The sequence below is a fragment of the Paenibacillus polymyxa genome, assembly GCF_018614975.1.
Lineage (GTDB): Bacteria > Bacillota > Bacilli > Paenibacillales > Paenibacillaceae > Paenibacillus > Paenibacillus polymyxa_E.
This window is the reverse complement of the sequence record NZ_JAGGNR010000012.1, coordinates 209,681-235,608: the sequence shown is the minus strand read 5'-3', so window position 1 is coordinate 235,608 and position 25,928 is coordinate 209,681. Positions and strand designations below refer to the sequence as shown.

The 25,928-nt window shown below is 41.2% G+C and carries 17 protein-coding genes; 8 read left to right on the top strand and 9 right to left on the bottom strand.

The genetic code is table 11. The annotated features are described in order from the left end of the window. Positions 1-239: 239 nt before the first annotated feature. The 4 genes from J7E78_RS11930 to J7E78_RS11915 are packed head-to-tail and all read right to left on the bottom strand — an operon-like array spanning position 240 to position 9,096. On the bottom strand, positions 240-2,222 hold the full coding sequence (locus J7E78_RS11930) for a GTP-binding protein (RefSeq protein ID WP_215076400.1): 1,983 nt from the start codon (positions 2,220-2,222) through the stop codon (positions 240-242). Between the two features lie 57 nt (positions 2,223-2,279). Further along, positions 2,280-3,995, bottom strand: coding sequence for an alpha/beta hydrolase family protein (locus J7E78_RS11925; RefSeq protein WP_215076399.1), 1,716 nt, complete (start codon positions 3,993-3,995; stop codon positions 2,280-2,282). A 51-nt stretch (positions 3,996-4,046) separates the two neighbouring features. Next, positions 4,047-7,643, bottom strand: a complete 3,597-nt coding sequence (locus J7E78_RS11920; protein WP_215076398.1) for an ATP-binding cassette domain-containing protein — start codon at positions 7,641-7,643, stop codon at positions 4,047-4,049. Further along, on the bottom strand, positions 7,612-9,096 hold the full coding sequence (locus J7E78_RS11915; protein ID WP_215076397.1) for a tetratricopeptide repeat protein: 1,485 nt from the start codon (positions 9,094-9,096) through the stop codon (positions 7,612-7,614). The genes J7E78_RS11920 and J7E78_RS11915 overlap by 32 nt, the downstream gene beginning before the upstream one ends. A gap of 1,329 nt (positions 9,097-10,425) precedes the next feature. On the opposite strand from J7E78_RS11915, the gene J7E78_RS11910 reads away from it, so the two are divergent. After that, entirely contained in the window at positions 10,426-11,262 is an 837-nt protein-coding gene (locus J7E78_RS11910) for a sulfurtransferase (RefSeq protein ID WP_215076396.1), read from the top strand. Positions 11,263-11,322: 60 nt separating this feature from the next. Here the strand turns inward: J7E78_RS11910 and J7E78_RS11905 are convergent, their stop codons facing one another. Beyond that, the gene (locus J7E78_RS11905; RefSeq protein ID WP_215076395.1) at positions 11,323-11,910 is read right to left on the bottom strand and encodes an imm11 family protein; all 588 of its coding nucleotides are present in this window, start codon (positions 11,908-11,910) and stop codon (positions 11,323-11,325) included. Between the two features lie 318 nt (positions 11,911-12,228). Here J7E78_RS11905 and J7E78_RS11900 point away from each other — a divergent pair, with 318 nt between their 5' ends. Continuing rightward, a complete protein-coding gene (locus J7E78_RS11900) occupies positions 12,229-13,200 on the top strand; it encodes a phosphotransferase (protein WP_215076394.1) in 972 nt (323 codons plus the stop codon). Then, the gene (locus J7E78_RS11895; protein ID WP_251034982.1) at positions 13,169-14,071 is read left to right on the top strand and encodes an ankyrin repeat domain-containing protein; all 903 of its coding nucleotides are present in this window, start codon (positions 13,169-13,171) and stop codon (positions 14,069-14,071) included. Before J7E78_RS11900 ends, J7E78_RS11895 begins: the two co-directional genes overlap by 32 nt. 97 nt (positions 14,072-14,168) lie before the next feature. On the opposite strand, the gene J7E78_RS11890 is transcribed toward J7E78_RS11895, so the two are convergent. Together J7E78_RS11890 and J7E78_RS11885 are read right to left on the bottom strand one after the other, a co-directional pair. Then, positions 14,169-15,206 carry an NAD(P)/FAD-dependent oxidoreductase gene (locus J7E78_RS11890; RefSeq protein ID WP_215076393.1) on the bottom strand — a complete coding sequence of 346 codons (1,038 nt, stop codon included), beginning with the start codon at positions 15,204-15,206 and terminating at the stop codon, positions 14,169-14,171. 24 nt (positions 15,207-15,230) lie between these two features. After that, complete coding sequence (locus J7E78_RS11885) at positions 15,231-15,626, bottom strand: winged helix-turn-helix transcriptional regulator (protein ID WP_215076392.1); 396 nt, start codon at positions 15,624-15,626, stop codon at positions 15,231-15,233. Between the two features lie 822 nt (positions 15,627-16,448). Here J7E78_RS11885 and J7E78_RS11880 point away from each other — a divergent pair. Both J7E78_RS11880 and J7E78_RS11875 read left to right on the top strand, forming a co-directional pair. Further along, entirely contained in the window at positions 16,449-18,383 is a 1,935-nt protein-coding gene (locus tag J7E78_RS11880) for a carbohydrate-binding protein (RefSeq protein WP_215076391.1), read from the top strand. Between the two features lie 33 nt (positions 18,384-18,416). After that, the gene (locus J7E78_RS11875; RefSeq protein ID WP_215076390.1) at positions 18,417-20,480 is read left to right on the top strand and encodes a beta-xylosidase family glycoside hydrolase; all 2,064 of its coding nucleotides are present in this window, start codon (positions 18,417-18,419) and stop codon (positions 20,478-20,480) included. Positions 20,481-20,580: 100 nt separating this feature from the next. Here the strand turns inward: J7E78_RS11875 and J7E78_RS11870 are convergent, their stop codons facing one another. After that, on the bottom strand, positions 20,581-21,117 hold the full coding sequence (locus J7E78_RS11870; RefSeq protein WP_215076512.1) for an NAD(P)H-dependent oxidoreductase: 537 nt from the start codon (positions 21,115-21,117) through the stop codon (positions 20,581-20,583). A gap of 204 nt (positions 21,118-21,321) precedes the next feature. On the opposite strand from J7E78_RS11870, the gene J7E78_RS11865 reads away from it, so the two are divergent. After that, on the top strand, positions 21,322-21,684 hold the full coding sequence (locus J7E78_RS11865) for a winged helix-turn-helix transcriptional regulator (RefSeq protein ID WP_215076389.1): 363 nt from the start codon (positions 21,322-21,324) through the stop codon (positions 21,682-21,684). 110 nt (positions 21,685-21,794) lie between these two features. Next, entirely contained in the window at positions 21,795-22,514 is a 720-nt protein-coding gene (locus J7E78_RS11860) for an SDR family oxidoreductase (protein ID WP_215076388.1), read from the top strand. 12 nt (positions 22,515-22,526) lie between these two features. Here the strand turns inward: J7E78_RS11860 and J7E78_RS11855 are convergent, their stop codons facing one another. Next, on the bottom strand, positions 22,527-23,555 hold the full coding sequence (locus J7E78_RS11855) for a leucine-rich repeat domain-containing protein (protein ID WP_215076387.1): 1,029 nt from the start codon (positions 23,553-23,555) through the stop codon (positions 22,527-22,529). 257 nt (positions 23,556-23,812) lie between these two features. Here J7E78_RS11855 and J7E78_RS11850 point away from each other — a divergent pair, with 257 nt between their 5' ends. Beyond that, positions 23,813-25,888 carry a methyl-accepting chemotaxis protein gene (locus J7E78_RS11850; protein WP_215076386.1) on the top strand — a complete coding sequence of 692 codons (2,076 nt, stop codon included), beginning with the start codon at positions 23,813-23,815 and terminating at the stop codon, positions 25,886-25,888. Positions 25,889-25,928 lie beyond the last annotated feature (40 nt).

The window sequence follows — 25,928 nt, the reverse complement described above, 5'->3', positions numbered from 1 at the left end:
TCTTGGTAGGCTGGCCAACAAGGTAGAACGATAATTAACTCTCGTAAATTCATTTATCTGATAATTCTAATATGCACACCATTGAGTTTTTTAATTTTTTCGGTACTCAAATTTGATTACAACCGGAATATTGTTCCATTGATTCACCATATTTGATAGCTATATAGTCTCTACATTGTTCGCTTTTCACTTGCCTGCAATATAGCTACATAAAAACGATGATTTAAGGAATCCACTACTTAGTATGCTCCCGATTGACGGAGCAAATACTCGTGCCTGTTTAATGGGTTAAAATCAGTCCGAGGACGCTCAGGAAAGGGCTTTGTTTTTACTGGTTCGAACCCATCTGCCGAAGCGTATAGAACACCCTCTCCATTACTTAACTTGTACAGTTCTTTCTGAATAGTCTGTACAAATACTGTGGGCATCCTCCCAATAATTAACCATTCTGAATCTTCTTCTACTTCTGTACTATCTTTTAATAATGGGCTGCATTCTAATATAACAGCCCTGTAATAACGAAGTCTTCCCATTAGAATGCCAAGAGATGAATTTAGAGCCTCACAATGAAATTTACTAATTTGTTCGAGTACAGTGGCCCCTGCTTGTTTATATGCCTGCATTAAAACAAGTGGGACAAGTTTTCTGAAGTCTCCTGCTGTGGTGTCAGAACTAGAATAACCTGTTTTTATAAGGGTTACTTTAGCAGAATCTACTTGCCAACCGAACAGCCCCTGTTCGAGCACTTTATAGACTGTCTCTTCAATTGCTCTGTGAAAAGTAGTTGGAAGCACTCCAGGTTCAACATCCAGTTCATATTGAATACCAGGTATATTTCCATTAAGCTCTATTTTGAGACCGACTGTTGCACAAAAGGGGTTGCCCGAAGATCCAGCATATTCTATAGCACTACCTATACCGTTAGGACGTTCTACACAGATCATTCTACTTTCAGTAAATGCCACTTCTAAACCATACTGTTCTAAAAGAGTGGTTTGGATTACTTGTTTTTGGACTTCACCAAAGAGTTTCAAGCAAATACCACTCTCATTTTGTTTTAGTTGAATAAGAGGATCTTCTTCTGCCATTAGCCATAATTTTTCAAAAAGCTTATGTCTTTCTTGGGGATTATTCGCCTCAACACCAGCTTCTAGATACGGTTCAGCAAGGTTACAACGAGAAATATAAGATGTTTTTATACCAACTATATCTCCTATTTGAATTTCTTCTAGTCCCCAACATTTCACAAGTTCTCCTGGTCCAGCCTCGCTTACCTCAACGGTATCTCCATTTCGATAAATCTCTATTTTTTGTAATTTTCCATATCTCTGTTCTACTTTACCATCAGACAATGAACGTTGTAATGAAATGAGAGTTTTTTTTCGTATTTTTCCTTCGTATAGTCGAACACACGCAATCTTTTCCCCAGAAGTCTCCCGTAATATTTTAAAAACTGTTCCTGAAACTTTAGCATCAGGGTTCCCTTCTGAATAGGGAAAATATAACGTAAGAATATCTAGTAAATGTGATATTCCCGCACCTGTAATAGCCGACCCATGTACTACAGGCAGACAATGACCCTCACCGCATAGGTTGAGTATTTCAGATCGAATTTGGTCATCACTAACAAAAACATCTTCTACAAAATCATGTAGAAAAACCTCGTCTAAAGCACCCAGGATTTCAGAACAACGCTCACGATTATAATCTAGCGGCTCTACCTGAACACTAGAATTCCTAGATTGTTTTACTTGACTTAGTTCTAATACTGGTCGATTCGATCTTTTTTTTAACTGCTGTACCACTACATTAGTGTTTGCACCTAAACGATCTATTTTGTTTATGAAAATTAATGTTGGAAGTCTCATTTTTTCAACAGCTGCTAGTAAAATTTTAGTTTGTGCCTGCATTCCTTCTACTGCAGATATTACTAATATAACTCCATCAAGCACCCCGAGGGATCTCTCTACTTCCGCTATAAAATCGGTATGTCCTGGAGTATCAATTAAATTAAACTTGTGTTCATTCCATTCAAAAGAAACCGCTGAAGCCTTAATAGTTATTCCTCTGCGTTTCTCTAGCTCCAGAGAATCTGTCAAAGTGCTACCTTCATCTACTTTACCAACCTTTTCTAATACTCCACTCTCAAATAGTAGTCGTTCAGTTAAGCTGGTCTTCCCTGCATCAACGTGGGCGATAATTCCGATATTCGTTTTTTTCATTTAATCCTGCCCTCCTATGGTTATAAGCTGGGCAACACTATGAGCGAGAAAAGTATGTCATAAACCACGTACAAAATTTAAAGTCTCTTGTTTAATTAGAGTAGCATCTTCCAAAGTTTCAGCATAATGACTCTTTCCAGCAAGATCAAAATGAGTCCATGCGAATCCAGCCACAATAGCATTCGTTTTAAATTGTTCGAAATCTTTATATGAACAATGCTGATCTTCTTCCCCATGAAAAGATATAACTTTAATAGGTCTTTTTAGGTGATTATTTAAATCAAAAAAGAGATTATTCTGATTTTTCAGATCGATTCCTTCACCAAATCTTCGGTTAAACCAAACTTCATAAACTGAATCAACTTCATTGGCTCGTATCCGATGTTTAATTAAGTTTGATAAAATCCCACCCACTATGACACCTTTAGATTTTGGAATAAACTGAGTTGCGATAAATGCGAGAGTTCCTCCAAAGCTCCAGCCCGCTGTAATACAGTCAGTTTCTAATAAACCTTCACTCTGTAGCCAAACGATGTCTTGCTGAAGAGCAGTATGCCAATTATTCCAAGCGGATTGATGCGCTCTACCAATTCCTTTTGAGCCCTGATAATTTAGTATAATGAGTTGGTATCCTTCTTCAATCAATTCACGCAGGGAAGAGAAAAATCTCAATTCTTCTACTTCATAGGAGTCGGGACCTCCGTGAAAGTGAAGTATACTTCCTTTAATCTTAGAAGTAGCTGATAGAATTAATGCTACAGCTCCTTGCGATGAAACAATTTTTCTTGAATTTAGGTTTAGTGGTTCCCATAACCCTAATTTAGTTCTTGGTATAGTTAAATTACATGCAGAATCTATAAAGTAAAAACCAACTCCAAGTAAAGTGTCAAAATGTAATACAATCACACCATTATTCATTGGGTATATCTCTTTTTTTCCGCTCCCAGTAATGATTGGAGAATACTCTACGTTTGAATTACTTATTTCAATTCGAAAAATAATCTCCTCACCTTCTACTAAGATTACTGCAAAAATAAAATCTTTCCATATCATAAGTTTATTTATAAAACCAGGGGCATCATAAATAACAATTTGACCGCTCATATCAATATGGAATAGTTTGTAGTTTTCTTCTTTTGACCCTGCATATAAGAGAGTATCATTATAGTGTACGCATGTATGACTTGTAATCTCATTAATAAAGTTTCCCTCAATAGTGGCTAAAACAATATTTGGATCAAACGGTGTTTTATCTTCAATATATACTAAAGTCCTTGATCCTATCGAGACAGGTATAGCGTTATTAATGAGACTACCATCATAATTATCTACTAATGTATGAAGTTCACCTAATTCGTTTATTTCAAAAATGATACGCTGAATTATTCCTTTAGTATCATTAAACTGCTCATTAATGGTTCCACATACTAAAAGTACAGTTCCTGCTACATGTATAGTATCAACACATCCTGAAATTAAAATTTCAATGGTCTTCTCATAAATAAAATTAATTGATTTAACTGCTGCTACTTTGATTTCAATCTTTCCGTCAAGAAAGTAAACAAATAAATAACGATTTATATGGTGCATGAATATAAGCTCATCGAAACCTTCAAAGACTGACAAATTAAGTTGTTGAATACCATAGTTTCGAGTATTCAAAGTATATATCCCACTATCTCGAACATAATATAATAACTCCTCACATAAAGCGATGGGAGTGCCTTTAAACATTTCAAATTGCATTTCGAGATTTTTATCGACAATTACCATTTGTATCCCCATTTCGTTGGTAGTATTTAATTTACTCTTTCCAAAATGAAATTATTTTTGTTGTTGTTCGGAATGGAGTCGAAGGTTTTTTTCGAAGCAATCCAGATTGTTTAATCGATGTAAAATTACAATTAAAGAAGTGCGTGGTCTCAACCGTCTCATTTCTGAGAAAATATGTCTCTCATGTGCCAATTCTGTAGAAGAAGTAGCTTCGTCGAGAATGAGCATTTTTTTCTCATCCAAAACAGCACGAATAATATTAAGAGTCTGAATTTCCCCTGAACTTAGTTCAGTGAGCAAGGTGTCCAGTTTACTATGACTTGGAAAATTAAAAATGGAAAAATAACTTTCTAATTCATCATCCGTTCGTTTGTCAAAAGGATCAATAAACTCACGAATTGTAATCCTTAGTAGAGGAACTCGACTTTCTAGGCTCATTATATTATTGTTTGTGTGAATACTCACTCTATCAGGAGTATACCCACATATGGTGACTTTTCCTTGATCAGCCTCTACTAAGCCTGATAGTATCTTTGCTAGTGTTGATTTGCCTACGCCAGAAGGCCCAACTATAGAAATTGATTCACCCATTTGAAGCGTAAATGAGATATTGTTAAAAAGAACTTTATCATTCTTATCAGAATAAGATACATTTTGTACTTTGATTTCATTATCTTTTGAGGCTATACCCTCTTTACTTTGCTTCTCCATTCTATCCTTATTATATAATTCAGTTCTTTGTTTGCCGTTCATTGAGGGTAATACAGTTTCCTGTAACAGTTCAGCAAGACGCTCGAAAACAGTTTGATTGCTATCCATCTGAAGTAGCTTTTCAATAATACTTGATAAATGCCCAGTAAAATTAAAAGCTAGATATACTGCAAGACTAGCTGAAATCAAAGCGCCACTTCCAGTTATCGCCAACATCCAAAGTGTCAAAATAAGCAAAATTGTCCCTATACCTTCTATCATTACTGATACTTTCGTGTTAACAAGCATACTCCAGTATGTTCCATAACTTTGAAGATCAGATAAAAAGAGAAATCTCTTATTAATCGCATTCCGCAATGGTGTTGAAAGATTATAACCTCTATTACTTAAAGCAGGTCCAGTAAAATTAATGACCGGCCCTCTTGCGCTCGCTCTAAACCTCGCGCTTGAAATTATAAAGTTTCTCACTTTAGAATACAGATACCAAATTGAAATTGAAAACGGTATTAATAGTAAGATATACAGAGGATTTACGAACACAAAGAAAGTTATATACGTCACGGATAAAATTAAAGCCATGCCTAATGAAATGAGAGTATTAGGTAATTCCATTTCCAAAGTCATAAAGTCTTGTGTCATTCTACTTATGAATTGGTTATTTTTTTTGATAATCGATTCTGAACTCAAAAAATTCTCAAAAAACAATTTATGCAAATTATCAATACTCTTTATGGGCTGATAATAAGTTAGCACGTATCTAATAAAGTTCATTAGAATTCCCAACAATGTTATTGCTATAAGTATTCCAAGGGTATCAAATTGCCCTGTATTTAAATTATCAATGAAATAGGAAAAAATGATATTAGAAGCAACAATGCCAACTAATAAAAAAATTAGAAAAATCAATGTTTGATTTGAAAATAGTGAACCAACATTTTTGATATAGTCCCTAAAATTAAAACTTTGTCTAGCAGTGGTATCATAACTTTCAGTTAAAGGAGCAGACTGGCCATATTGAAACTTGTACTTTCTCGCATTTGTAGTTTTACTTGAATCATTGACCAGAGGCCTTTTGTAGTGTGTACATGCGTGTATTAAGTTTTTGCTAAAATCCTCACCTAAAACTCGTATTAGGTGGTTTTTATTGTTCTCATCTATAATTTCCTCAGGAAAATAGATCGCAACATCATCCGTATCTAATATTAAAATACGATCGGCATAAGATAATAGCTCTAATCGATTTGTAGTAAAAATGATTGTAGAATTATTGTTTTTATCTCCTAGAATGTTATTCGAAATTTCAAAAGCTAGCTCAGAGTCTAGAGAAGCAAAAACATCATCCAATAGCAAAATATCTGAATCAAAGTATAACGCTTGTGCCAATATTAAACGCTGAATTTGTCCTTCGGATAAGTTCTTTTCAAGGTTACTTAGAGTTCTACTATCTTTATCTTCATCATTATGAAGGTCTTTAGCAAGTCCACTGCGTGTCAGTGCTTGAGTATATCTTTCCTCCTCCACTTTACTTTCAAACAAAGTTACGGTCTCCGCGATGGATGCATCAAATAATACAATGTTTTTTTCGACTAAAATTGTTGTTCCATTTGAGCTAACATGAAGTGCGCTGCTCTCTTCATCAGAGTACTTTTTAGATATTTTAGCCAATAACTTACTTTTACCAACTCCTGCTCGAGCTATTACTGCGATACGCTCACCCTTATTTATTATGTTAATTTTGTTGGAATTTCTATTTTCAATTTTTATTTCCCCTACATCTAGGTTTGCATGAATTGGGGCAATATGTTCAGTTTTATAATAATTTTCTGAATCTGATAAAAACTTTTCTAATTCTTGTGTAGGGCCTTTCGTATTCATAATGACTCTAAAGTTTGCCAAGTTATTTCCAATACCATCCAGGATCAGATTTAAAATAATTAGCAACGGGAAAATATCTTTTGAAACAAAACCAAAATTTCCCCACACTACAATACAAATGAGAAAAAGAGAAAGAAGTGGCCTAAGGCTATCTTCAAGAGTACGATTTGTAATCTGTAAATTGGCACGTTTTTTAAGAGTCATTAATTGTTTTGAACGAACTTTTTGAAGAGCTAACAAAAATTGTGGCTCCAATGATTGTCTTCTAATACTTTGAATCTCCTCTGTCACAAGTTTTAAAATACTAATTCTCTCATGGTTTTGTGTCATGTAATTCGAATAGACTTTCCCAATTAAGACAATCATATATTGAAGTACAATTGTAAAAATGAATATTCCCATTAACAATAAAATACTTGTTACACCAAACCAACTAAACAATACACTTATTAATGCAATCAATAACAGAGAAGTAACAATGAAATCATTTATATAAATAAATTGAGTGATCTGAGGAGCATACGTAGTGATAAATGTCAATGGATCTTTATTTTGTTTATTTAAAAAGATAGGATCGAGTTTCTGTAGACGACCAAATAAAAATCTAGACATAATTTGATGAACTAATAGTATTAATTTGGATTCCTTCCATTTATTTATCATATTTATTAATATTTTACAAATCAACAATAAAGAAATACAAAGGATCATTTTTAAAATCAATTCACTATTATCTTCTTCAAAAGATGTAAACAGAAATTTTAAACATATGGGGATGGCAATAGTGAGGAGAGAGGAGAAAATTCCAATAACGAATAACAGTAAAAACTCTTTTTTTAGTACACCAAATAAAATTCCCCATAAACTCTTTTCAGAAGTAAATTTTAATTTGAATCTTTCAGTATAATTATCAATATCTAAATTAGATTCTGGCTTTAAAAACTTTACATCTTCTTGTTCTATTCTTGTAGTTACCATGAAAAAAGAACGTTTAAAATCTTTAATGAAATTTGTTAATGGATTTCTTTTCTTACTGCGTTTTGAGTGCTCTGAGGTTCTCATTGATTTCCTCCGAATCCGGATATTTTTTTAGCAGGTCTTCTAACTTCTTTACAATTTTCAACTTATCGTAAGTTTCATCCTTGTTCATCTCCACTTCTAATTTTAGGATTTCATACGTCTCACGTTCAGTTTCATTAAGAATGGATTTTTCTAAATTATCTATCAATTGCTGAGCTTCATTGTAATGATTCGCCTCACAAAGATTTAATAGTGCACCCAAAAGATTTTCTCCCTTCGAAGGATTAATAGCCCAGGCTTGACTATACGCTTCTGCAGCTTCTAAAAAACTCCCTTTTTTGTTGCTGATGTAAGCTCGTAATTCATAAATTTCCGAAATTGAATCTGAACATTTCTCTGCATGAACAGTTGCATCTAGTGCTTCATTAAAATTATTAGTATCCAAGTAAAATTGTGCCAAATCAAGCCAATATTCTGCAAAATTCGGGTCTAACACCACCACTTTTTTTAGATAGTTTTCTGCAAGAGCATTTTGTCCATAGGCAGAATAAACTCGACCTAAGTTATTCAATAATACAGTATGATGAACCCCCTTGTGGAAGGAGGATTGTTCAATTTTATTAATAGCTTTTTCTAGTAGTTCAGCAGCAACTTTGAACTCTCCCCTTCTAAAATAAATTAGCCCAATTCCGTTTCTATTGAATATCTTCTCATAGTAAACATGCTCATTTTCTTCAATTTCATTTAATATATCCCAGGACTCATTAATTAAGTCCTCTGCCATTTTATCATCTCTGAAACTCACAGGATGGTGTCTTGCATATAGCATAGCCAAACTATAGTTTGCTCTTGCTCGCTCAATTCCTTCTTCTCCTCTCCATAACAGAAACATTTTTTCAGCTTCACTTGTTCTATCTTGAAGACTGAATGATAGACCAATTACATCATATACCCTTTTCGAGATTTTTGGATGTGTTTTCAGAACAAGCTCCGAAATCCACATTGCAGTCCAAGAATCTCCCCAGTTAAGTAGCGCTCCTAATTTGTTTCTTAACCAGGCCCAATCCTCATCATTGCTGAAACCCGCCAGTATCCTCTCAGCATCTGGACTAAATTCAGAATAGTTGGAATCAGTACTTATATTAAATTCAATTTTCACATTTATGTATTGTGACAATATTTGAAAAAAATCCCTATCTGATTCACATAAAAAATTGTTTAACTTAATATGCACTCCCTCACTAAATTTATTTTTCAAATGGATTGCTATAGCACGAAAATCCCTTAGGCATCTGTGCTTTGTATAAAAACGTATTTGTTCATTAACAGTTTGACGATCACTCAAGCTAGAGTCATCAGGTGCATCTGTGTGAAAAATAGGTCTTAAAGATATTTTAAATTCTTCTAATTCTCTGATTGAACATACACCATTTAAAAACTGTTTTGAGGCTGAAAAAGGTAACGAACTATTCCTTACTTCAATTGTTTTGGTCATTATCAAAATCTCCTTAGATAAATTTATAGGGAATTACCCATTAAGAGTAATTCCCTTTAATAACAAAATTATTAAGTACTAATAAAACATAAATTTGTTACTACAAACCAATCGGACCTGAATTTTTGTAGCAGTACATAACAGACATATTTGGCTTAGGTTTTTGAATGGACTTTTTAATCAGTTTCATTTAACTCTCACCTCCTTTCATGATCCCAAAATTTTCTCGCGTGACTGCTCCATGTTAAATCTACTTATTCTCGATATGAACATCATTAACACAGTCAGGGGAAAACCCTACGAAAAGTCTATCATTCTTTATATCAGGGAAAAGTAGGTTCCCTAGTATGTACCTATATTTACTTCTGAGCCAAGGAGTTTACATCGGGAATCATTTCCCACCTAAAATACGCATGCTGAAAGATGAATCGCATAAGTAAAACAGCTCGAAGTCAAATTGGATAAAACTTCATTCCAATTAAACCGACACCAGATGGTTTTGGGCACGAATATGAACGACTGAGGTCACTTCTAAAGATTAAATTTCTATTTTTAAAGCTGTATTCTTAAACGCATTGAAACTCCGACTAAAATTTCCCCTCAAGCCGAAACGTTTTCCCTCACGAAACTGATCCACTATATGTATCTGTCATATTTCATACTGATGCACAAAAGCACCCTCGCCCCATACATGCTACTCCCCCTAATATTTCTTTTTCAGCGCTGGAAATCCATTTTGCATTATACGAAATAATCTTCCTTTAAGATGCTGCATGCTTTTACTTGATGCTAGTACCGATAGAGAGTAATCCGATACTGTCTAAAGACGTGGGACTTATGTCCCCTTCATGTAAATAAAACTAAAAAACTTTTATTTTCAGACTATTCAAAACTATAAAACTTACATTATTCACCTCATAAGCCTTAGCTACTTCAATCAAGACAAGATTGAGATCAAAACGTTAAAATTTGTATATATAGTTATAAAAATATATTTTTTTATTAAGTAAAAATAAACCAAGGTTAATTATGTAAAATAAAATAAATATTCCTTCTTTTTTTTTTGATAATATCATCATTTAATCCTAAATTCAACATTTTTTTTGAATATTATTCCTATGTTACACAAGAGTTCCATTAGAAGCTGTTATATTAATCACTCATCAAACGAACCAAATTAATCCTCCATGGTATTTTTCGAAACCTACTCAAACAAAAATCAGCTAAACTTTGAAACCAGCCACTTTGTTATGTAGAGTATTTGTTAGCTCGAAACTCATTTAATTTAGAAGAATACTTGCCAATTACATATGAAGGCGGTGTATTTTGATGAAAAATATTGTATCCATGCGCTGGCTGCTTGCCAGAATGTATGAACCGGATGTCGTTATTGCAGACTGTCGTTTCCTGCTCGGTCAACCGGAGGCTGGACGACAAGCCTATGAAGCTGGACATATTCCAGGAGCTGTCTATCTCGATTTGGAAAAAGATCTGTCTTCCCCTGTGTCTGCCCACGGAGGACGTCACCCTCTTCCTGATCCGGCTGTTCTCGCAAGTCGTCTCTCCAAAGCTGGCATCGGCTCCAACAGTCGGATTGTTGCTTATGACGATCAAGGCGGGATGTATGCATCTCGTCTTTGGTGGCTGCTGCGCTACATCGGTCATGAACAGGTGTATATCATGGACGAAGGTTTCTCTGCTTGGCAAAATGCCAAGTTCCCGGTGACCGTGGATGTGCCCGTTCAGATCCCGTCTTCCTTTGAGGTGAATGTACAGCCACAGATGCTGGCAAGTGTGCAGGATGTGCAACAAGCCTCGGCAAGTGGTAGCTCCGTCTTAATCGACTCTAGAGATGCCCGCCGCTATGCAGGTCTGGAAGAACCCATTGATACCAAGGCCGGACATATTCCGGGTGCGGTGAATTATTTTTGGAAAGATGTGTTAGATTGGGATGGACGTTGGACAGATACTGGGGTGTTAGAAGAGCGTTTCAGTAAGCTGGACAAGAATGGAGCGATTATTGTGTATTGTGGCTCCGGCGTCTCGGCTTGCCCGAACGTGATTGCGCTCGAAGAAGCGGGTTTCTCGAATGTGAAGTTGTATTCCGGGAGCTGGAGCGACTGGATCAGTTATAATGAGAATCCGGTGGCTACGGGGGAAGAATAAAGACTAAGAGCCCACGTCCTGCGCGGGCTTCTTTGTGCTTTCATTATCCCATGTAGCATTTTAGATGCTTACATTTCCGACTTCTGTAACGTTTAGATTCAGCTTATGTTTTTGGCATACTTCGTAAAAATCTTTTGAAACAATGGGTTTGAAGATATTGATATAATCCAGCATAAAAAATTCTTGCTCGCCAATTCGCTCTTCATGAAGGCAGATTCGAGATACAACTTTGACGTTCTTACGTGGAGGCTGTTCTACAGATGCAGCAATGACTGCTTTGCGCCCATATTCGGAACGTTCATAATCAAAAACATCCAAACGATCAAGCTGATGTGCAGTCCAATAGGTTTTTTCAACCGAACGACCGTCGTGGTAAAATACCGTTGTCGGAATAAACTGGATCTTTGCTTGCTTTTCCTCCAACAGCGTTTTGAACCGATCTGATACGTGTCTTGTTCCTGTGATCGTCTCAAAATAATCTACATTCAGGTTGCGCACCGAGGACAGTAACTCAACCTCTGCGGTTGTCCCCTCTGGCAACGGATTCCCTACCGCCAGATAATTCACCTCTAATTGGGGAGTGAAAATCGTTCCACCACTAATAAACCCTCTACGTGGATATTGAGATTCCAGAAAATAATAGTTCAAAGAATGATGTCTCCTTTCCAATTGAAGTGCTTTTCATCCATTTTACATCTTAAGAGGTTTGAGTTTCGATTAGTAGGGAATACAACATAATCGAAGTGTCTTAATTGATGTCGATAGAGAGTCAACTTGCATGCAAAATAGGGGCCGGGTCACTCACTAACATGAGTACCCGGCCCCTTGCTTTGATATACATATAAATATACAGACCTTAATCAACACTTTAACAGATCAAAAAGAAACAGTCTATATTTTTGGAAAAATGTTCTATATATTTAGATTGCTGGCCGGCAAAATACAGTTGAAACGGAGTATAAGTCGATGATATCCAACAACCATCTTACTCGTGAAGAATTACAGGATTATGTGCAACATGTATTTGGTGCCAGTTACCTCATAACGCAGAGCGCAAGAATACATGGAGGCGCACAAAAAGTCATTTACAAAATTGATTGCACAAATGGTTTCACTTGTATGTTGTACGTTTGGGATATTTCCAGCAACTATTTTCAGGAAGAGATCTTGAGTGAACCCACTTTCCACAGTTCCTATGGCAGCGAACTTTTCTCTTTGAATACTCGCTTTCTCGCTCAACATGGAATTCGAACACCAATCTTGTATGATCTAAATAACGATAGAGACCGGCACTCTTATGATTTTGCTCTTGTTGAGTATGTGGATGGACAGAAAGCCGAAGTCTATTTCCAGCATAAACATCACAAAGATCGGGATGAGATGTTTCAACGGATCAGAGATATGTTGTCTAATATGCATGGAATCCAAAGAAACGTATATGGAAACGCCAACGATAACAGCAAAAAGGCTGGGCCTTGCTACCAAGTTCAGCGTGTGGATGCCAAATCAGCCTTATCCTATGCATCCAAGCACATGACAGATATAAAGAAAAATGGTGAAAGGTTGCTTGAGAAACTTTACGAATTGGAAGCAGCCATTCAACCCAGAGAACTCTATAGTTTCATTCATGGAGAGTTAGGTCCGGATCATATATGGATAGATCATGCTATGCAACCATGCCTTATTGATATTGAGGGTGCAGGATTCTTCGATCTCGAACATGAGCATAGCTTTCTGGAGTTTCGATTTGGAGACTTTTATCACTACTTAAAAAATAACGATCTCGACCCGGAGCGGATGACATTTTATCGATTTTGCCATCATTTGTCCTTGATATCAGGAGGATTGAAACTGCTTCACAGACAATTCCCTGATCAGCAATTCGCTAGGGGGCTCGCGGAGTATCATGCCAGATGTGCAGTTCAGATGCTTACCTAAAAAGTTTAATTATGCTTCTCAATCAAACTGTGATGAGACCATGAATATGGATATAAACCTGGAAGGAGATTGGAGCATGGAATTTATTTACGAGGATGAAAAAATTGCAGTGAGCGTTATTCAAGCCATTCACACTGGAGATATTTCAACGTTAGAGCAACTGCTGGCAGAGAATCCGGGATTGGCAAACATAAGAATATTGGAAAGAAAGCCTGACAACGTAGATGCAGACTCTAGGATCTCTCGAACGCTGCTGCACGTGGTGACGGATTGGCCGGGGCACTTCCCTAATGGAGCGGATGCCGTGCGAGTATTGACCAAGTTTGGTGCGGAAGTGAACGCTCCTTTTGTTGGTCCAAACATCGAGACACCTTTACATTGGGCTGCAAGCTCCAATGATGTTCAAGTGCTTGATGCCCTTCTTGATGCTGGCGCAGACATTGAAACGCCTGGCGCGGTGATCGCCGGTGGCACGCCGCTGGACGATGCTATTGCTTTTGCACAATGGGATGCAGGACGGCGCTTGGTTGAGCGCGGCGCGATCTTTGACCTTTGGCATGCGGCCGCCCTTGGAGATATTCACGCCATACAAGAACATTTTAAAGGAGCCCAACTCCCGGAACGTTATCCTTGGGGAACAAGCACCTCCCCTTCTCCTCCCGATGCAGTAACCGTTGCCTTCTGGTGTGCTTGCCATGGAGGTCAAAGAGAAACAGCCGAATACCTTCTTGACCAAGGCGCCGAACTGAACTGGATAGCCAGCTGGGATGGAATGACTCCACTGGACACAGTAAAACGTAATTTTTCATCCGAACTGATCCCGTGGCTTGAAAGTCAAGGTGCCAAATCCGCTAGCGAGATTCACAGGTAGATGAATGGCTAACTTGGAATTGCCAATCGCCAGCGACTTAGTTATGAGGAGAATCCGGTGGCTACTGGGGAAGTGTAGAAGACTCCAACAAATGATTCTAAAACCGTGAGAGGCGACAAGGGTCTAATTCATTTCTTGATTTGCCATCAATAATTTCACTTGCAGCCAGATGCGCAATCAGCGGCGCCAGCGTAATTGCAGAATGCATTAGCGTCAGATAAAGTCCATTCATGTGATCATGGAAGCCCACAATCGGATAACCGTCTTCAGGCATGGGTCTCCATCCAACTTTTATGCTCTCCAGTTCCAGTTGATTTCCGTGCTTGAGACTGCGACGCAATGTGTCGTAAGCTCGCTTACCGACCGCCTGTGGTCCGTTTTCCTCCGACTCGTCGATATAGTCTTCCGCAGCCAGCAGCGTATAATCTGTCAGTTGACGCGCTTCAAATTGCGCATTGGAGATTAATGTGTGTATCCGTTTATTAGCAGTTTTCATCCGAATCAGAATCGATGGTGACGAAGTTATCGGCACGTGACAACCTAACGGGTTACAAAGTTCGGGTGTACCTGTTCCTGCGGCCAATACCACAACATCCGACTCCACAAAACCCTTGGATGTATAAACACCAACCAGACGGGAACCCTCTTGCTTCAGCTGTGTAACGTTGGTGTCGAACTGAATCTTTGCTCCGTACCCTTGCGCTTTGCTCAACAACAGCTCCGTTACCGCTACAGGGTCCACCGCACCTTCTTCACTGACAAACATGGCTTCATCCGGATATTCCTTCAGATTGGGCTCCAATGCCTCAAGCTGCTCCCGGTTTAATTTTTGAAAATGTTGCTCCCTTAGAGGCGGAGTGTCCCAAGTTAGCGCGCCATGCCAATGAATATTCAGTTCGGGCAACTCTTGCTGAAGTGTGTGATATTCTTCCACAGCTGCATCGTACAAATGCCAGTATTCAGGAGCCACTCTATGCGTCGTATGTATCCAGGCAAATGATTTTTCTGTGACTTCACGCGCCGCGGCTGAGTGCCGTTCAATAACAGTTACATCTTGATTTCGTTTGGCTAGATGATAGGCCATACACGCCCCAACAATCCCTGCACCAATAATCACAATTTTTTGTTTATTCAAAACTAACTCTCCCTTGTCACCCTATCACCCCAAGGAATTGATTTTCCGAAGTTCGGATGATGGGTTTGCTCCTTTTTCGTCTTCTTCGCCGTACAGCTTCTCCATATGCTTCGTATGGCCGGCTCCCCAGTTGCTCATTGTCTGGAGCACAGGTTTCGTCAGCTGTCCGTACTCCGTAATCGAGTATTCAACCTTAGGTGGAATTTGCGGATACACTTCCCGATGCACAATATCGTGATACTCCAGTTCTTTTAACTGCTGGGTCAGCATCTTTTTCGAAATATCCGGAATGGCTTTTTGTAATTCGCTGAACCGCATTGTACCGTTGCTCAGCAGGCGTAGAAGAATCAATGATTTCCATTTGCCCGGATATCCAGCGCTGTTCCGAATCTGCAATACACCGTCATTCTTTTTCCTCACTTTCTGACCATACCCAGGTATACTTTTGGTTACCTGGTTAGGTTTAAGTGCCTACTTCCAGATTTGGCCTTCTCATTTTAGTATAGAGGCAGATATTAAAATCGAGCAAGTAAGGGGAGAAGAAATTATGCTAGTGAAAGTTGAGCAACGAGTGCTTAAGACGCTTTTATATTCGTGTTTTTTGATGTGGTTATGAACAGAATGGCGGGCTTAGTTCGAGGAACTGATCTACCTCCAAACAGTGAACCGTTCTAAGCTCTTCACTCTTGGCTCTGGAATGAAGCTTCAGCTCCATATTACCCCAAATAATAATACAGTTAATGCAGAACCATCAGTTTTATTTTTAGCGAGAGAACAATGATCTTCTTCATCTTCTACTAAAAAATAGAAAAAGATTGTATTATCTTAAAATTGTGATATGATATCGTCAAGTTAATAAACATTTAAATGAAAATTTGAAAAATAATTACATTTAAATTTGACTAAACCTCTTTCTTAACCAAATTTAAGTATTCTAACTCATTTTATTGAAAGCGATTACAAATGGAAACCTGACAGATTATAGCTTTTCTAATCGCACCCACAGATGCAGGCTTACTTCGGGTTCTAGCCACTCTCCTTGCCGCTGTGACCACGTACGCGGTGCACAGGTCGTCTGGCTTAAACCATATATGACAACATGAAGACTTAACCTAACAGCCAACCATTATTTCAAAAAGGGGGTGACATGAGGGACATCTCTTCATTTTTTCGGCATTTCATCATCTCAGCTATTCTGAATTTCAGCTCACCAACTAATCCAATCTCATGGAGGCGAAATGTATGATTCGTAAACCGCTAGTTTTATTGTTGTCGTGTCTGCTAATCTTTGTCACCCTGCCCGTTGAATCAAGCCATGCAGCCAATGCAGCCGTTGCCAAAACTCCTGGAAATTCCAATCCCCTCATTGATCATAAACTGGGAGCCGATCCTTATGTGCTCGTCCATAACAATCGAGTCTATGTCTACATGACAGGTGATGCATATCTGTACAACAGCGACGGCTCAGTCCGAGAGAACCAGTACAGCACGATCGGGAAAATTAACGTTATCTCTTCAGCTGACATGGTGAACTGGACGGACCATGGTTCCATCCCGGTAGCGGGTGCGAATAATGCCAATAATGGACAAGGAATTGCCAAATGGGCTACCCAGTCCTGGGCTCCTGCCATGGCGAAGAAAACCATTGCTGGCAAAGAAAAGTTTTTCCTGTATTTTTCCAACTCGGGTGGAGGTATTGGCGTGCTCACGGCGGATTCCCCCATTGGACCGTGGTCCGATCCACTTGGTCGTGCCCTCCTGACTCACGGTACACCGGGTATGTCCGGCGTAACCTGGCTCTTTGATCCGGCTGTACTTGTCGATGATGATGGCTCTGCTTACTTGTATGCTGGAGGCGGCATTCCGAACGATACCAACGCTGCTTCCATTGCCAATCCCAAAACAGCTCGGGTCATTCGTCTCGGTGCCGACATGACCAGTGTGGTGGGCAGTGCTGTGACTATTGATTCTCCTTATATGTTCGAAGATTCTGGCATCCACAAGTATAACGGCAAATATTATTACTCCTACTGCATCAACTTCGCGGGAAACCACCCCACTGCATATCCAAAAGGTGAGATCGGATACATGGTCAGCGACAGCCCGATGGGGCCTTTCACGTATAAAGGACACTTTCTGAAAAATCCCGGCACGTTCTTCGGTGTAGGCGGCAATAACCACCATGCCGTGTTCCAATTCAACAACGAATGGTATGTGGCGTACCATGCGCAAACGGTAAGCAAGGCATTCCTCGGTGATGGTAAAGGGTACCGTTCCACACATATCAACAAACTGACACATAATGCGGATGGAACAATCCAGGAAGTTCAGGGGAATATGACAGGTGTACCTCAGACCACTAACCTCAATCCGTATGTTCGCGTGGAAGCCGAAACCATTGGCTGGCAAGCAGGAATTAACACTGAACCGAGTCAAGCGAGCGGTGGACCTGTAGCCAATCAGAATGTCACTAATATTCATAACGGGGATTGGATCGCGGTCGGCAATGTTGATTTTGGCTCAGCTGGAGCCTCCAAGTTCAAGGCCAATGTCGCTTCTACCGGAAATGGCAACATCGAGGTTCGACTGGACAGTCCGACAGGCCCACTAGTTGGAACACTTAACGTAAGTTCAACTGGCGGTTCGCAAACTTGGCGCGAGATGGAGACCAATGTTACCAATGCTACAGGGGTACATCGTTTGTATCTGGTGTTTACAGGCTCGGGCAATGGAAATCTGTTCAAACTGGACTACTGGCAGTTCACATCCGGTTCGGGCGGCAACCCTAACCCAAATCCTAATCCCAATCCAAACGTTACCCGTTACGAAGCCGAGAATATGACGCTTGGCGGCCAATACGCTGGCGTAATCAGTTCCCCTTTTAATGGAGTCGCTCTTTACGGGAACAATGATTATGCAGCATACAATCAATATTTTGCATTCCCAACCCATCAATTCTCTGTCCGCGGCGCTTCCAACAACAATAATACAGCCCGTGTTGATCTGGTCATCGGGGGCGTAACCGCTGGTTCTTTCTACTTCACGGGAACGGAGCCGACCGTTCAAACCCTCACCGGCATCACTCACGCTACAGGCAATCAGGAAATCAAGCTGGTCGTAACAACGGATAATGGCACTTGGGATGCTTACATTGATTATCTGGAGTATTCGCTTTAATTCATAGGACATGATCAATTGGGAGGATAGAATATGTGGAAAAAAATCAGTGCTCTTCTACTCGCTCTTCCTTTGCTTATAACATCATTCCCTTTGACAAGTCCGGCAGCTTCAGCCGCAACGTTCAGCAATCCGGTTATTTACGCGGATGTTCCTGACAGTGACGTCATTCGGGTGGGCAATGCATTTTATATGACAAGCACAACGATGCATATGAATCCGGGAGTCCCGGTCATGAAGTCTTATGATCTGGTCAACTGGAGCATCGTAAACTATGTATACGATACGCTTGGAAACGGGGATATACAGAATCTGAACAATGGACAAAACGAGTATGGGCGTGGTTCCTGGGCGAGCAGCTTGCGGTACAACAACGGTATATATTATGTGGCCTTTGGCTCGCTTTCCACGGGCAAGACGTATATTTACCAAACCAGTAATATTGAAACAGGGCCATGGACACCTTACACATTGAACAGTTATTACCATGACCCCTCCCTTTTATTTGACGGGAATCGAACCTTTCTTGTTCATGGCAGTGATAACATCAGTATCGTTGAGCTGACACCTGATGCCAAAGCCGTCAAATCCGGCGGGCTCAATCAGGTCCTGATTCCAAACGCGAGCAGTGTTGCCGGCTCCAGCATGATTGTAAAAGCAGAAGGAGCACACATTCAGAAGATCAATGGCATGTACTATGTATTCCTGATTGCCTGGCCTTCGGGTGACGGCCGCATTCAGCTTGCCTATCGTGCAAACACATTGACAGGTCCATACACAGGTAAAGTTGTACTAAGAGACTCGGGGATCGCCCAAGGAGGCATCGTGGATACCACATCCGGCACTTGGTACGGCTTGCTGTTTCGTGATAGCGGGGCCGTTGGGCGCATCCCCTATCTCGTTCCAGTGACGTGGTCGGATAACTGGCCTGTGTTTGGGGTGAACGGCAAGGTTCCCCTTAACATGAATATGCCCGTTGAAGGTCAGCCTGCTGCCAAAATCTACGGGTCCGATGAGTTCAACGCAACCACATCAGGTACACCCTCAGTAACGCAACTGTTGGTGAACGGCGGCTTTGAGGAAAGCAGCATTCAGCCGTGGACCAGCAACAATACGGCAACCATCAACTTAACGAATGCCGAAGCGTTCAACGGTACAAAAAGCCTGCTCATCAGCGGCAGACAGCAGACCGCTGGTGGTGCCAAACAGATGGTTACAGGCAAGCTAGTACCAGGAGGAACATACTCTTTTTCGGCAAAGATCAAATACACTACTGGTCCTGCAACCAAAACGTTCAATCTTAGCATCCAGAACGGTGCAAGTTATACCGGAATTACCATTATGGGCAGTGCGACGTTAACCCGTGGACAGTGGGGTACCATTCAAGGTACGTATACCGTTCCGTCTAATGCAGACTTGTCTCAAAGCTTTATTTTTGTGGAAACACCGTATAACTCGAATCCGGACCCGACCAATGATCTAATGGCTTTTTATGTGGATGACGTCTCCCTGACGAGCAATTCATCTTCCGGTACATCCAGTCTCGCTGCTTTCTGGCAGTGGAATCATAACCCCGATGCTGCCAACTGGTCCCTGCTCCAGCGGCCCGGTTTCATGCGGTTAACTGCAGGCAAAGTCAGCAAAAACCTCTTAGAAGCCCGCAACACGCTGACACAACGAACCTTTGGTCCAAAAAGCACAGGGATGACCGCCTTGGATACAGCAGGCATGAAGGATGGTGATTATGCTGGACTCGCTGCTTTTCAGGCCAGATATGGTTTTGTCGGCGTAAAAATGACGGGCAGCACCAAATCCATCGTTATGGCTAATGCCAGTTCCGGCACCATGACTGAAGTAGCAACTATGCCATTAAACCAGAACAGAATCTATTTACGCGTCATCTGTGATTTTACGAACCAGACCGACAAAGCCTACTTTGCCTATAGCCTGAATGGCAGCAACTGGACAACCATTGGCAATACGCTCCAAATGTCTTACACACTGCCACACTTTATGGGATATCGGTTTGCACTATTCAATTATGCAACGAAGTCTACCGGAGGATATGCAGATTTTGATTATTTCCGCGTAGAATAAATGTGGTTTTATTCGCTTATTAATCAGGACCTGAACTTCACCATGTGTGGAGCCAGGTCCTTTTCAGTACATTTCTTATGAAGAAATTCACCTTTTAACTTCAAAAATCCCGGAACTGTTTTATATAACACATGTATTCTTCAGCACTTCGGTTAATCTCTTCATCCGTAGCCTGAAACGAGGCACCATAGACAGCATAATGCGGCAGCGCCTGAACCCCTACATGATTCATGCTTGCTACGAAAGGTGCAACAAGTTCCTCTACGCTGTAACCGATAGAACCATCTTTCGCATAATTCTCCCGCTTATCCCCTATGGACATCGCAAGTCCCATCCGCTTTCCCTTCAATCGATTCCCTTTTGATCCGTACGCCCATCCATGGGTGAACACGTCATCAAACCATTTTTTCAGCAGCGGTGGGTAACTGTACCAATATAATGGGAACTGCAAAATAATATGATCATGCGTCTCCAGCAACTCTTGTTCTCGGGAAACATCAATCTTCCAATCGGGGTAGGCCGAATATAATTCGTGAAGAACAATGTCATCTGTATGCTGCAACAACTCCTCCTTCCAGCGACGATTGACTCTTGAACTTTTCATATCGGGATGTGCCAGAATAACAAGTGTTTTCATCATAAGTTCCTTTCTTCCCATCCAGGGTGTTGGTTTCTTTAATTGAATATGGACCATTATCAGTCACATCCAGTCAAAAGAAAATACACACAATGAAGTAAGATGGTTACCTCAAAGTGTGTATGGACTTCAGTGTCAGAACCGTGAGAAAATAAATAGTTACACTCTATAAAACACGTAAAACTTAAACTGAGGTGAATCAGCATGAAACAATACAATCTGGGCATTGAAGCGACGCTTGAAATTATAGGTGGCAAGTGGAAGGCTCTGATCATCTGTTTATTGATGTCCGGGGTAAAGAGAACGGGCGAATTAGGGCGCAGTATCCCGGGCATTTCGCAAAAAGTACTGATTCAACAATTGCGCGAGCTGGAGCGGGACGGTCTGGTCACCAGACATGTCTACCAACAGATGCCTCCCAAAGTAGAATACGGACTTACAGAATATGGCGTTACCGCCAACACCATCGTGGATGTCATGTGTGCTTGGGGGAGGGACAATATTGCTCTCAGGCAACAACGGGGCGAAGATGTCATACTGTTGGAGAACAAGCATCCCGAGTCTTGACAAGGATGAAGTATACCTCATGTAAACTTCATGTTCCATATATCACCTCTATAGTAAGATATAGATTAATGTAAATATTATTAAATTTTAATCGATAAGGAGGGATTTATTTGAAAAATATAATTGTCTTTGGTGCAAGCAAAGGATTGGGCGATGCTTTCGTCCGAGGTGTGCCACAATCCGGTGATAAGGTCTGGGTAGTCTCCCGCAGCAAGCCGGAAAGTCTGTCCGTGGAGGATGGCGTCCAGCGAATATGGATTCAAGCTGATCTTTCCGAGCTTCAGGCCGCGGAGCAAGTTGCCAGCGAGCTTCAAGGCGAGACGTTGGATGTGCTTATTTATAACGTGGGGATCTGGGAAAAGGAAGGATTTGAAGAGCACTACACGTTTGATAAGGATGAACCCGCAGATATCAGTCAGCTGATCCATGTGAATGTGACTTCTACAATTGTATGTATACAGGCTTTACTGCCTCAGCTCCGCCAGTCTGAAGCAGGGAAGATCATCCTGATCGGTTCAACAGCCGGTTTGAGCAATGCAGGCAGTAGCCAGGTTTCTTTTGTCGCCTCCAAATTTGCCATACGGGGTATTACGGAAGCTCTAAGAGAACATACGAGGAAAGACCGCATCGCGGTGACATGCATCAACCCGGGAGAACTGGCCGCAGAAATTCCGTATGAAGACGGGATGGAACGTGCACTGGCCGAGTATGATGGGACCCGCATTCCCCTGCAGGATATGGTCGCCATCGTTCGATGTATTATCAGCTTGTCCAAAGCGGCCTGCGTGAAAGAGATCAACATGCCCGCCTTAACGGATACGAACACCTAGACAGAAGCCCGTTTACATTAATACATGCGACAAGTGCGCAATACCTATAGAATTCAGGCGTTCATGCTCAGGGATATTTTCATATAATAAATTCGATTTTCCAGCCTTGTCCAGGTGATCACGCATAGCTGCAATTCGTCCTTTGTTAACATCAATAAAACGAAAATCGATTTGGCGCAAATGCTCCAGCCCGGTTAGTCCAGCAAACGAATCCGCCTTGAGCGCCGTATTCATCTCTTTCAGTTCAATAGACTCCAAAGCACGGGCTGTCCATAGATGTTTGGTATCCCGTAACGATTTCATATAGTCCAGTTCGAGCTGTCTGAGAGAGGTCATATGGGAAAAGTCGCATAAATGCTCCAGCTTAGGCAACGACAGATGCAAATATTCCAGCCCGCGCATCTGTTCGAGTCCCTGAATACTCGTCAGTTTGCGAACAGAGCTTAGCTTCAACATCGATATGGTTGACTGTGTCAATACATCCAGTCCCCCTTTTAACTCACCTTGATCCAGGGACAGATACTGAAGCATAGGCAATTCCGCCAACACATCAACACTTTCGACCGTGCAGTTCAGAATGAGCGTATGCAGTTGGAGGCATGCCGCAATGGAAGCAAATCCGTTGAATTTGCCACGTAGTTCAAGAAAGGTCAATTGTTTGTAGTGTTTAATAAAATCGAGCACGGTCGCCTTTGCAGGTGAATTCAATCTTAGAAACTGCAGTTGCTCCATCGCACCCAGAATCGTCAAATCCTGTGCCTGCGAAAGATCAAGCTGCAAGGCAGACACATGTTTCAACTGTGCCAGTCGCCCCAAAAATCCGGATGAATATACCCCTTTAGGGTCCATATGTGATATGTGTAGAATCAGATCCGGCCGGGCAAAGAATACTTTGGCATCGAGCTCGGCAAGGTCCTCGTATGTATCCGCATCAACTCGAAAATGAACCGTTGCTCGGCGACGCAACAGATGCACCGCCTGGTGCATCTTTTCGCCATTCCATGGAACCCCCTGTATTGAAGCATGCCATAACTCACTCACAGATAATCCCCCTTTTCCATCCATAGTTCCAATTCATTCCATTATAAACAAGATCGTCTGGATGAACCACCACCGATCCCCGTTTTTTCATTCCTTCCTCTTTTTTCATCCCTCCCCTTTCATCCGTCTCATACTCATGCCTTTCCTTCCCGTTGCTTTCAGGATTATTCGACAGAAATCTACATAAAACTATAGATCATGCCGACATATAACTAAGGCGTTTTGAGCTTTTAATTACTCTTCTGGGGAGATGGAATATGTCGAACATGTTGAACAAGTGGGGGAAAACGGGAGCACGGACATCCAGTATGGCAAATACGTTGTCTATTGTGCTGCTGGTTATTATCGTAGTTGTTTTTGCCGTACTGGGAACATTTATGTTTGCAAGCACACGAAACATTCTGGTGAAACAGCAGGAGTCCATGCTTCAGACCAAGACACAAGCCATTGTTAGTGAATTTGATGCACTATTCAAGGAAAAGGGCGCGCTGGTCAAACAAATGTCCACCAACACATTATTTCAGCAATACATAGAAACAACAGCATCTGCTGCGGATGCGGCAAGTTCAACCTACGCTGCGCAAACACAGGCGACTCTGGCCGCTATTGTTAAGGCAGAGCCTTCTTTTGCCGATGCCTGGGTCGCAGGTCTGGATGGAAAAGGTTTTTGGATTCAAAATGATGGTGTCGTATCTGCACCGGACTTTGATATCCAGTCACGTCCATACTACAAGCCAGTTACTGCCGCAGACGGACTTTATTTCTCCGATCCGTACATTGACATAGCAGTAGGCAATGTACTCATGGGTATTTTTTATCCGATCAAAGACGAAAACAACAACATGACTGGCTTTGCCGCAGCGGATATTGCATTCAAGGATATTCCGGCGATTATGGAGAGTTATTCCCTTGGAAGCACGGGCTATTCCATGTTGCTGTCCAAGAGCGGGGAAATTCTGTACCATCCGGATCAAGAGAAGGTATTGAAGGAGAACATTCTGGACAGTACGGGGGACATGGGGAACATCGGCAAGAAAATGCTTGCCGGTGAAAACGGCGTACAGCTTATGAACGACAATGGGGAACGTCGTTATATCGGCTACGCTACCAGCAAGGATACGGGATGGTCCGTTGGTCTGACCATATCCGAAGAAGAAGTTCTCGCGGAATTAAAAACATTCACGTGGATTACGCTTGGCGGTTTTGCTGCAGCCACCCTTCTGCTTGTGATTATCTGTTACATTACCCTTCGCCGTCTGTTACGCTCCATCCCACAGCTGCTGGCCAAGATTAAACAGATTGAACAAGGTGACCTGACTGTCAAACTGGATATCAAATCTAATAATGAAATTGGACAGATCGCCACAGGTTTGAATTCCATGGTGCAGAAAATTCAGGGCATGCTGCAAATGGTCGGCAGCTCGGCGCAAATCCTGAACCAGTCGTCGAATGATCTGCAAGCCATCTCCTCTCGAACGGCTGTGACCATGAATGACACATCAACAGCTATTAACGAGATTGCCAATGCAACGAATTATCAGTCCATCGAAACGGAGAATATTTTACGCAAAACAGGCTCGTTATCCAGCCAAATCGATGAAATTGCTACCGATGCGCAGGCTATGGGAACGGTCGTGCAGACATCTGCCGATCAGAGCAGCCAAGGACTCGCGGTTGTGGAACAATTATCGAAATGGTCCGAGGAAAACCATCAGTCCACCCAAGCGGTGTCCTCTATCATTAAGGAGATTGATCTGAGCCGGAATGAAATATCCAGTTTTGTAGATACGGTCAAACAGATTGCCTCTCAGACGAACCTGCTCGCCCTGAATGCCTCCATTGAGGCTGCACGTGCTGGCGAACATGGACGAGGATTTGCCGTCGTTGCCGAAGAAGTCCGCAAACTTGCAGAACAGACGGCTCAGGCAACAGAGGAAATTAACAAAAAAGTGAATGTGATTGAAGAGAAAACAACCCTGTCGGTTGAACATACCATGCGAGGTATGAAGATTGCGGAGGAGAATGCCAAATCTGTAGAAGATACCAAACATGTATTCTTCAATATTAACAAAGACCTGAAAGATCTGCAGCAACGTATGATGCAGATTACCAGCAATACCTCCAATGTACACAAGCATAAAGATGAAATATTCCAGGCACTGGAGATTATCTCTTCCACCACAGAGGAGAACTCGGCATCGACGGAAGAAGTAAGCGCCAGCACGCAGGAGCAGCTGGATAGTATCGAACAGGTAGCGGATCTGTCGAAACAGTTGAACCAGCTATCTGGCAAACTGCAAGACGAACTAAGCCAGTTTAAAGTAAAGTCATGATCCGCAAGCTTTCACCTGCTCTTCTCTTTTAGTCGCTATC

What these genes read in the sequence shown, in the direction of transcription:
- J7E78_RS11895 (WP_251034982.1), top strand. Translation starts at nt 13,169, where the DNA reads ATGCCAGATGTGCAGTTCAGATGCTTACCTAAAAAGTTTAATTATGCT.
- J7E78_RS11900 (WP_215076394.1), top strand. Translation starts at nt 12,229, where the DNA reads ATGATATCCAACAACCATCTTACTCGTGAAGAATTACAGGATTATGTG.
- J7E78_RS11920 (WP_215076398.1), bottom strand. Translation starts at nt 7,643, where the DNA reads ATGAGAACCTCAGAGCACTCAAAACGCAGTAAGAAAAGAAATCCATTA.
- J7E78_RS11870 (WP_215076512.1), bottom strand. Translation starts at nt 21,117, where the DNA reads ATGAAAACACTTGTTATTCTGGCACATCCCGATATGAAAAGTTCAAGA.
- J7E78_RS11865 (WP_215076389.1), top strand. Translation starts at nt 21,322, where the DNA reads ATGAAACAATACAATCTGGGCATTGAAGCGACGCTTGAAATTATAGGT.
- J7E78_RS11925 (WP_215076399.1), bottom strand. Translation starts at nt 3,995, where the DNA reads ATGGTAATTGTCGATAAAAATCTCGAAATGCAATTTGAAATGTTTAAA.
- J7E78_RS11880 (WP_215076391.1), top strand. Translation starts at nt 16,449, where the DNA reads ATGATTCGTAAACCGCTAGTTTTATTGTTGTCGTGTCTGCTAATCTTT.
- J7E78_RS11850 (WP_215076386.1), top strand. Translation starts at nt 23,813, where the DNA reads ATGTCGAACATGTTGAACAAGTGGGGGAAAACGGGAGCACGGACATCC.
- J7E78_RS11910 (WP_215076396.1), top strand. Translation starts at nt 10,426, where the DNA reads ATGAAAAATATTGTATCCATGCGCTGGCTGCTTGCCAGAATGTATGAA.
- J7E78_RS11875 (WP_215076390.1), top strand. Translation starts at nt 18,417, where the DNA reads ATGTGGAAAAAAATCAGTGCTCTTCTACTCGCTCTTCCTTTGCTTATA.
- J7E78_RS11930 (WP_215076400.1), bottom strand. Translation starts at nt 2,222, where the DNA reads ATGAAAAAAACGAATATCGGAATTATCGCCCACGTTGATGCAGGGAAG.
- J7E78_RS11915 (WP_215076397.1), bottom strand. Translation starts at nt 9,096, where the DNA reads ATGACCAAAACAATTGAAGTAAGGAATAGTTCGTTACCTTTTTCAGCC.